This window comes from Anaerotruncus sp. G3(2012) (genome assembly GCF_000403395.2).
GTDB lineage: Bacteria > Bacillota > Clostridia > Oscillospirales > Ruminococcaceae > Anaerotruncus.
Genome location: NZ_KE159677.1, coordinates 15,652 through 23,913 on the forward strand (window position 1 = coordinate 15,652; position 8,262 = coordinate 23,913).

An 8,262-nucleotide genomic window follows, 5' to 3' on the forward strand; every position below is an offset into this window, starting at 1 on the left:
TTTACTCAATTTTTTTGCTCCGGCCCAAGAGCCGGCGCTCTGCGCCGGTTGGCCTATGCACGCCGCTGCGGCGGCAGTCAAAAAATTGCGGGGTCGAGGGGCAGAGCCCCTGACGCGCTCCGCACTGCGAGCCGCAGCGAAGCGTTTCGAGCGCAACCCGCCGAAGGCGGGCTCTTAGCGCGAGATGAGCGCGGAACGCTTTATCCTGTGAAGCGCTTTTTTCGGGTGAATTGCCGCGAAGTGGCAAGAGGGGGCTTTTTGCAAGTGAAAAAGCCCCCTTGCAGAAAGAAATACGGAACAGTTGGAAAAAGGGCTGGCCTCACCGCGGGAGGCCAGCCCTTGCTGTTGCTTTTTATTCCTGTGGTAGGTTCCATTCGAACAGTCCATGCTTGGGGTCATACTGATAGAAATCGGCATAACTCAGGTCAAACACCGACTTTTTCAGATGCCCCACCGGGATCTGGTGCTTGACCAGCTCCTGCCAGAACCCAGCATTGGAGATGTCGCCCTGAAGGATCACATGGGTCACCACGCCGTTCCGCAGGATTGCGCGTTTATAGCTGTCGCGGCTCTCCCGGACGACCACCTCATCCCCTTCCTGCGGGGTATTGATCCCGAGGGAAAGGGTGGTCAATCCATAGAAATTCATGGTGTTTTTCATCCCATAGGTGTTTTCATACGGGACCTCGGTACCGCACATATTCTTTGCGGCAGTTTCACCCTGCTCCATGGCATTGGGCCAGATGCCGGTGATCCCAGCGACGTCGCCCGCCGCCCAGACATTTTCGATGTTGGTGCGCAGATAACGGTCGACCTCAACCGCGCGGCCGGTCTTGATCCCGCTGCCCTCAAGGAAGCCGATCGCCGGACGCACGCCTGCCGCCACCACGACGAAATCACAGGGCAGGACGGTCCCGCTCTCGAGCGAAATCGAAACAATGTTGCCCTGCGCGTCGATCTCGGAGCCTGCGGCTTTCTCAGCAAGATAGAAGGTGCATCCCGCTTTGCTGAATAGCTCCTGATAGGGTTTCGCAGCTACCGCATCGAGCTGAAGCGGGCAAATCCGGTCAGCCATCTCGACGATTGCACAGCTGATCCCGCGTTCACAAAGCGCATTCGCTGCATCCAGGCCAACCAGCCCCGACCCGACAATCACGCACCGTTTGCTGCCCTCAGCGGCTTTGCTGATCTTCTGCGCATCCGAAAGGTCGCGCAGGCCGTAGACATTTTTCGCCTCCCGGAAGTTGGGGAGCGGCGGGATAAAAAAGTTTGCGCCCGAAGCGATCAGCAGGCGGTCATACGGAACCTCGGCGCCGCAGTCGAGGTGCACCAGATTTGCGGCGGTGTCCACCCGATCGACCCGCTCGCCCTTCAACCACCGGATGCGGTTTTTCTCAAAAAAGTCCTCTGCCACAAAGTTGATCCCCTCGGCGGTACGGTGCCCGCTCAGGAAATGATGGAGCATACAGCGGGAGTGCACCTGCGTGTCAGCCGATACCACCGTGATCTCGTCATCCGGCTCCCACTGGCGGATGGTTTTGGCCGCTGTGATCCCCGCCGCAGAAGCGCCTATAATCAGATGCCGCATCTTATACCTCCTCTACCCAGATCGCTTTTTTCGGGCAGGCTTTGACACAGCTCGGCTCGCCGCCCTTGTCTTTGCAGAAATCGCATTTGATAACCTTTGTGCGGGAAACCCGGTCGGGCTTGGGAACCCCATAAGGGCAGTTCATGACGCACATATAGCAGGAGCCGCACCGGTCCCCGTCGTAGGTGACAAGGCCGGTTTTCAGATCCTTCTGGAGCGCGCCGCTCATGCAGCTCCCCGCGCACATCGGGACATCACAGTGCCGGCAGAAGATCGGCTTATAATGCCCCTCCCCATCCAGACGGATGAAATTGCGGCTTTCGTTTGCCGGGTCGTTCAGGTCGAGGGTATAGACGCTGTCCCCACCGTCGGTCCGGTGGGCGTTCATACAGGCGATCGAACAGTTTTTGCAGCCGTCGCACTTGTCCGCATCAATCAGAATCCTTTTCATTATGCTGCCGACCCCCTTTATATATTCAGCCCGGCACGTTTTTCCAGAATGATCTTCTCCAGGCGTTCGGCCGCCGACTGTCCATCCGGATCAATCACGACCTGGCCGCCGGTCAGGGACTTCATATCCTCGGTCAGCACCTTGGTCACCAGCTTGCTGCCGGTGATAAACGGCGGCTCACCCAGGTGCAGCGGCAGTCCGAGCGCAAGCCCGAACGCACCGTCTGCCAGCGCCTGCTCTTCCAGCCACTGGGGCGCGGAAAGGACAAGCGGGAGCTGGGGCAGGTCGACGCCGATCGCCTGTGCAAGCTCGGTCGCGACGATCTCAAGGCGTCCGATCGCAAGGCAGGGGCCGAAGTTGAGCACCGGAGGAATCCCCAGTTTTTTGCAGACCGCTTTGAGCTTGGGTCCTGCAAGTTCGGCAGCTTCGGGGGTCATGAGGCCGCAGTTTTCCAGCCCGCCCGACGAGCAGCCCGCCGACAGTACGATAATATCCCGCTTAATCAGCTCTTTTGTCAGCTCAACGGTAAGTACATCATGACCGCCAAACGTCAGATTGGAGCAGCCGACCACGCCGGCAACACCCTTGATGTCGCCCGCTACAATCAGGTCGATGAGCGGTTTCCAGTTCCCGCCCAGGAACTGTTTGAGCGAAACCTCCGAAACGCCGGTAATGGTGTTTTTGTTGCCATGCCCGGGCAGCAGGTTGAGCGGGACCACGCCGCGGCGGGCCTTGTATGCCTCGATAATCGCGTCGATGATCGCGTCGCTGTCCTCCTTGCGGGTCTCAAAGACAAACGGACGGTACTCCGCATTCGCTTTTTTCGCAACATCATCCAGGCAGATCTGCTTGATCTTGAGCTCGTCGCAGATCGGTTCGATGCCCGGCAGCGTGCAGTTGAACTCGGAGAGCACCGCGTCGATCCCACCGGTTGCGAGCACCGCCTCGGAGGTATAATTGTTGCCTGCATGACCGTCGAACACCTCGGTATAGTGTGCGCCGCGCAGCTGCAAATCCTGACCGACACAGGTGCATCCGACCAGTTTGAAACCTTTTGCACCTGCCGCTTTCGCCTTTTCGACCACATCCGGCTCGATCAGGCGGTCCTGTAAGTAGGAGAAGGTCGAGTGCTGATGCCCGGTAATCATGATGTTGATATAATCGGGATCAATCACGCCCAGCCCGACCGGCGCAGGACGGATCTCCGGCTCGCCGAGCATCACGTCATTGAGCAGATTGGTGAGGGTCAGCCCGTAGAGGCCGGTTGAGATTCCCAGCTTGAGGCAGGTCAGCAGCATATCAACCGGATCGGAGTTCAGGTTGGTCGAGCATTTCACCACACCCTTGACAATCTCCGCATTCGAGCCGCCCGGCAGGATGTTCAGCTCCTGCCACTTTTTGTAGCGGGGGGCGTATGCCAGTTTTTCCACCAGCTCCATCTTCTGGTATTCGGGTTTGTACAGGTCATCGAGCACCTTCTGTGCTACCGCGAGCGCGTTTTCGTATTTGTCCCCCTGCTCGATCCCGAACAGTTCACAGAGATGGGCAAGCGCCTTTTCGCCCTTGATGACCCCCTTGGCCAGGGCGGTATTTTTGAGGTTGAGCGCGGTATTTTCCACAACATGGATGTAGCAGCCCGATCCGGACGCGACCGCACGCAGGAAATTGCGGGCAACGATCACATCGGCGGTGGCGCCGCAGATCCCGCGTCCGGCATCCGGTGTGATCCGGCAGGGACCGTTGGAGCAAAGCCGGCAGCAGACCCCCTGCAAGCCGAACCCGCATTTGACCGACTGATCCTCCACCCTGTGATGGGAGGTCTGCATTGGCAGAGAACGGATGTAGCTTTCGAGCGGCTTGTCCGCACTTTGACAGGTGTTGCATCCATAACACTGGTTCATAAAAATTCCTCCTTTATAGTCGAAATACTTCAAAAGAACCGAAGCATCCCTTTGAAGTCTGCGGTCAAAAGACCACAGGGAGCCGCCAAAAACGGCTCTGTTTCGTATCTTTTGCAGAGGGCTTTTCTCCCGCCCTCTTTTGCCGCCCCAGGTTCTAACGGGCATCGGAACTGTCATCGAATAAAAGCTGGTAAATGGTATGCCGCTGCAATTCCGCATTGATTGTCCGTTGGATTTCGCAGAGGCGGCTGTTGGTTGGGCAGGCCCCATACCGGTTCCGCCAGGGGCATTCGAACGCCGGATCAATGCAGGCATTGACCCGAAAGTCCTCCCCCATCGCATCGAGCAGGTCAAAGAGGGTCCATGTACGCAGGTCGGCGGTCAGGGTGCATCCTCCCCCCGTACCGCGTGCTACCTCGAGATACCCCGCCCTTTCCAGCTTCCGGATGATCTTATAGGCAAACGAGGAGGGAACCAACTGCTGCTCGCAGACCTGCGCCAGATGCCGGCGTTTCCCGTCCGAGAGAGCGCGGAGAATCCGCAGGGCGTAGTCGGTCTCGCGTGTGATAAACAAGTGCAACCCTCCTTTGTTAACAGAATATCAAATTGGATAAACCTTGTCAACAATATTTTTCAAAAATCTTCCCAGTTTTTTTGCATATTTTATAAAATTTTATGCAAAAAGGCAAAACCGAAGGGTCTCACCCAGGATCACAGAAACCTGCCAGCCGCAAACGGAAAAACCGGCGCGCTTCCAGCCGGGAAAAGGCCCATTTCCCGCAATCCGGCGGCTTGACAACCCGTCCGCGGTATGCTAGAATAAACCATACCGCGTGTGTCAGGCTGGAAGTGCGCCTTTGCGCCGCCTGTTTGCAGCGAGTCTTACAGAAATGAGGAAACAGAATGTACGCAGTCATTTGTACTGGCGGAAAACAGTACCGCGTTTGCGAAGGCGATGTTGTTTTCATTGAGAAGCTTGACGCCGAAGTGGACGCAACGGTCAATTTCGATCAGGTTCTGGTCGTAGGCAAGGATGAAGGCATGGTCGTCGGCGCTCCGACGGTTGACGGTGCGGTTGTCACCGGCAAGGTGCTCAAAAACGGCAAATCCAAAAAGGTAACCGTTTTTACCTACCGTCCGAAGAAGGGCTCTTCCCGCAAACTGGGCCACAGGCAGCCCTATACCAAAGTTGAAATCCAGTCGATCAAGGCTTAATTTTGTGATTTGAGAAAGCAGAGGTGTTAGTTCATGGCACATAAGAAAGGCGTAGGCTCTACCAAAAACGGACGCGATTCCGAATCCAAACGGCTTGGTGTAAAACGCGCGGACGGGCAGTTTGTTCTGGCGGGCAACATCCTCGTCCGGCAGAGAGGCACCCACATCCATCCGGGCACCAATGTCGGCAAAGGTTCCGACGATACCCTGTTTGCACTCACTGACGGTATTGTCAAGTTTGAGCGCATGGGCCGTGACCGCAAAAAGGTCTCAATCGCGCCTGCACAGTAACCTTGTAGAAAAGGTCCCGAGTGGTTTTCACTCGGGATTTTTTATTCTGTTTTGGGAACACTATGCTCTGTTTGGAAGCGGGTAGATCCGGTGGTTTTCCGAATAGGCGCTGGGACAAAGGACAAGTGGAGGAATCAGATGTTTGTCGATAAGGTGAAAATCAGGATTAAGGCGGGGGATGGCGGCAACGGCGCGGTCAGCTTCCACCGGGAAAAGTATGTGGCAGCAGGCGGTCCGGACGGTGGGGATGGCGGCCGCGGCGGAAATATCGTTTTTGTTGCGGATACCAATTTATCCACGCTGGTGGACTTCAAATTCAAAAAGCGCTACTTTGCAGAAAATGGAAAAAACGGCGCAGGAAAGCGGTGCAACGGCAAAAGTGCGCCCGACCTCACGATCCGGGTGCCCAAAGGGACGGTCGTGCGCAACGCGGAAACCGGGCGGATCATGGCAGACCTTTCGGAAGATGAGCCGGTGGTGGTGGCACGCGGCGGCAAAGGCGGATGGGGCAACAGCCATTTTGCAACCGCCACCCGTCAGGTCCCCCGCTTTTCCAAGCCCGGGCTGCCTGGGGAGGAATATGAGGTTGAGCTGGAACTGAAGCTGCTCGCGGATGTGGGGCTGGTTGGGTTCCCGAATGTGGGGAAATCCACCCTGATTTCGGTGGTGAGCGCGGCAAAGCCGGAGATCGCCAACTATCATTTTACCACGTTGACCCCGGTGCTTGGCGTGGTTTCGGTCGAGGAGGGGAAATCGTTTGTCATGGCGGATATCCCCGGCCTGATCGAAGGGGCAAGCGAAGGGGTCGGGCTGGGGCATGAGTTCCTGCGCCACGTGGAACGCTGCCGGCTGATCGTGCATGTGGTGGATGTCTCAGGAATGGAAGGGCGCGACCCGGTCGAAGATTTCAAGGCGATCAACGCGGAGTTGGAAAACTTCAATGCGGAACTTGCGGCGCGGCCGCAGATCGTCGCCGCGAATAAATGCGACATGGCCGATGAAGAGCAGATCGCATCCTTCCGGGCGTTTGTCGAGGGGCAGGGGTATGCGTGTTACCCGATCTCCGCGCCGATCAGCGAGGGAACGCGGGAGCTGGTGTTCGCCGTTTCCCGGATGCTGGACACCCTGCCGCCGATCAAACAGTATGAGATCGACCATGTACCGCTTGCCGAGTCGGAGCGGTTCGCCAGAAATGTATTTGATGTGCGGGTGGAAGACGGTATCTATCTTGTCACCGCCGACTGGCTGATGCCTACCCTTGGGATGGTCGATATGGACGACTATGAAAGCCTGCAATATTTCCAGCGGGTTCTGCGCCAGAGCGGGATCATCGATCGGTTGGAAGAGATGGGGATTCAGGAGGGGGATACGGTCAGCATCCTGAATTTTGAATTTGAATACATTAGATAGGATGTGGTTGGAATGCGGGAAACAGGGCATTCGTCTGCCGATCCGAGACTGCTCAGTCCGCTGACACTGGCCTTTCTCGGGGATGCGGTCTATGAGCTTTGCGCCCGGCAGCGGATTGTTGACGAAGGGAACCGGCCGGTCAATGAGATGCACCGCCGGACGGTTTCGCTGGTCAATGCAGGCGCACAGTCAGGGGCGTTCGAGCGGATTTCCGAACTGCTGACCGATGAAGAATTAGCGGTCTACAAGCGGGGACGCAACGCGAACGCCTCAAGCGTGCCGAAACATGCGGACATAGCAGACTATCGCCGGGCGACCGGGGTGGAAGCGCTGTTCGGGTACTTATACATCAAGGGGGAGATCGACAGAATCAATCAGCTCTTTGAACTTGCGAACTGCGCAGGAGAAGGGTAAAGATCGGAGGACGGGCGTTTATGGGCCACCCGGATCAGGGAAGGAAATACAGGGAAGGGTTATTGGATTTGCTGTTCACTGCGACAGGATGTCTGGTTTTGGCGCTGGGAATGCAGATGTTCATTGCCCCGAATCAGATCGCGCCTGGGGGCGCAAGCGGACTTGCGGTCGTATTGCACAGCCTGATTCCCGCAGTTGGGATTGGGTCATGGTCGTTTTTCGTCAATATTCCGCTGCTGCTGATCGGGCTGAAATTCCTGGGCTGGGCATTTACCCTCAAGACCCTGGGGACGGTGGTTCTGATGTCCGTCATGATTGATTATGGGGTGCAGTGGGCGCCGGTCTACCGGGGGGACGTCCTGCTCGCCTGCCTGTTCGGCGGGGCACTGCTCGGAGCGGGGATGGCGCTCGTCCTGATGCGTGGTTTTACCACCGGAGGCACCGACATCCTCTCCCGCCTGTTCCAGCTGAAATTCCCTTATGTCCAGCTTGGACGGCTGCTGCTGTTGATAGACCTGTTTGTGATCGCGCTGTCCGCAGTGGTATTCGGAACCATCGAAACGGCGCTCTACGGGGTGGTAACCGTGTTCACCTGCGCGCGGGTCATTGATACTGTGCTTTATGGCTTAGATACCGGCAAACTGCTGCACATCATTTCAGCGGCACATGCTGAAATCGCCCGCCGGCTGATGGATGAGCTGGGGCGCGGGTGTACGATGCTCAAGGCCGCCGGTGGATACACCCGCACCGAAACCCAGGTGCTGCTTGTCGCGGTCCGGCGGCAGCAGTATGTCCCGCTGCGCAGGCTGGTGCATGAGATTGACCCCAAGGCGTTTATCATCGTCAGCGATTCCACCGAGGTGCTCGGCCTGGGATTCAAGACAGCGTAAGTTTGGTTCCAGACCAAACTTACAGTCGCAAAGCGCCTTCCTCGGGGCTTCTCGGGTCTGCGCAGCGGACCCGAAGCGCGGCTGCCGCCGCGACGCCCCTGC

At 57.4% G+C, this 8,262-nt stretch carries 9 protein-coding genes; 5 read left to right on the forward strand and 4 right to left on the reverse strand.

Annotated features, from left to right (window positions below):
* Positions 1–352 precede the first annotated feature (352 nt).
* The 4 genes from C814_RS18285 to C814_RS18300 all read right to left on the reverse strand — a co-directional run bounded on the left by C814_RS18285 (position 353) and on the right by C814_RS18300 (position 4,514).
* Positions 353–1,588 (reverse strand): NAD(P)/FAD-dependent oxidoreductase, encoded by a 1,236-nt coding sequence (locus C814_RS18285; RefSeq protein ID WP_016316901.1) that lies wholly within the window; start codon positions 1,586–1,588, stop codon positions 353–355.
* Position 1,589: 1 nt separating this feature from the next.
* Complete coding sequence (locus C814_RS18290; protein WP_016316902.1) at positions 1,590–2,039, reverse strand: 4Fe-4S dicluster domain-containing protein; 450 nt, start codon at positions 2,037–2,039, stop codon at positions 1,590–1,592.
* A 17-nt stretch (positions 2,040–2,056) separates the two neighbouring features.
* Positions 2,057–3,940 (reverse strand): anaerobic carbon-monoxide dehydrogenase catalytic subunit, encoded by a 1,884-nt coding sequence (gene cooS, locus C814_RS18295; protein WP_016316903.1) that lies wholly within the window; start codon positions 3,938–3,940, stop codon positions 2,057–2,059.
* A 154-nt stretch (positions 3,941–4,094) separates the two neighbouring features.
* A complete protein-coding gene (locus tag C814_RS18300) occupies positions 4,095–4,514 on the reverse strand; it encodes an RrF2 family transcriptional regulator (RefSeq protein ID WP_016316904.1) in 420 nt (139 codons plus the stop codon).
* A 329-nt stretch (positions 4,515–4,843) separates the two neighbouring features.
* Between C814_RS18300 and rplU the strand changes: the two genes are divergently transcribed.
* The 5 genes from rplU to C814_RS18325 all read left to right on the forward strand — a co-directional run bounded on the left by rplU (position 4,844) and on the right by C814_RS18325 (position 8,160).
* Positions 4,844–5,155: a 50S ribosomal protein L21 gene (gene rplU, locus C814_RS18305; RefSeq protein WP_016316905.1), complete on the forward strand. Its 312-nt coding sequence runs from the start codon at positions 4,844–4,846 to the stop codon at positions 5,153–5,155.
* 33 nt (positions 5,156–5,188) lie between these two features.
* Positions 5,189–5,446 carry a 50S ribosomal protein L27 gene (gene rpmA / locus C814_RS18310; protein WP_016316906.1) on the forward strand — a complete coding sequence of 86 codons (258 nt, stop codon included), beginning with the start codon at positions 5,189–5,191 and terminating at the stop codon, positions 5,444–5,446.
* Positions 5,447–5,584: 138 nt separating this feature from the next.
* A complete protein-coding gene (gene obgE / locus C814_RS18315; protein ID WP_016316907.1) occupies positions 5,585–6,856 on the forward strand; it encodes a GTPase ObgE in 1,272 nt (423 codons plus the stop codon).
* 12 nt (positions 6,857–6,868) lie between these two features.
* Positions 6,869–7,270 (forward strand): Mini-ribonuclease 3, encoded by a 402-nt coding sequence (locus C814_RS18320; RefSeq protein ID WP_016316908.1) that lies wholly within the window; start codon positions 6,869–6,871, stop codon positions 7,268–7,270.
* 20 nt (positions 7,271–7,290) lie between these two features.
* A complete protein-coding gene (locus C814_RS18325; RefSeq protein WP_016316909.1) occupies positions 7,291–8,160 on the forward strand; it encodes a YitT family protein in 870 nt (289 codons plus the stop codon).
* The last annotated feature ends 102 nt before the right edge of the window (positions 8,161–8,262 follow it).

Excerpts from the sequence above, each read along its gene's own strand:
- rpmA (WP_016316906.1), top strand. The coding sequence starts at position 5,189 with ATGGCACATAAGAAAGGCGTAGGCTCTACCAAAAACGGACGCGATTCC.
- C814_RS18285 (WP_016316901.1), bottom strand. The coding sequence starts at position 1,588 with ATGCGGCATCTGATTATAGGCGCTTCTGCGGCGGGGATCACAGCGGCC.
- cooS (WP_016316903.1), bottom strand. The coding sequence starts at position 3,940 with ATGAACCAGTGTTATGGATGCAACACCTGTCAAAGTGCGGACAAGCCG.
- rplU (WP_016316905.1), top strand. The coding sequence starts at position 4,844 with ATGTACGCAGTCATTTGTACTGGCGGAAAACAGTACCGCGTTTGCGAA.
- C814_RS18320 (WP_016316908.1), top strand. The coding sequence starts at position 6,869 with ATGCGGGAAACAGGGCATTCGTCTGCCGATCCGAGACTGCTCAGTCCG.
- C814_RS18290 (WP_016316902.1), bottom strand. The coding sequence starts at position 2,039 with ATGAAAAGGATTCTGATTGATGCGGACAAGTGCGACGGCTGCAAAAAC.
- obgE (WP_016316907.1), top strand. The coding sequence starts at position 5,585 with ATGTTTGTCGATAAGGTGAAAATCAGGATTAAGGCGGGGGATGGCGGC.
- C814_RS18325 (WP_016316909.1), top strand. The coding sequence starts at position 7,291 with ATGGGCCACCCGGATCAGGGAAGGAAATACAGGGAAGGGTTATTGGAT.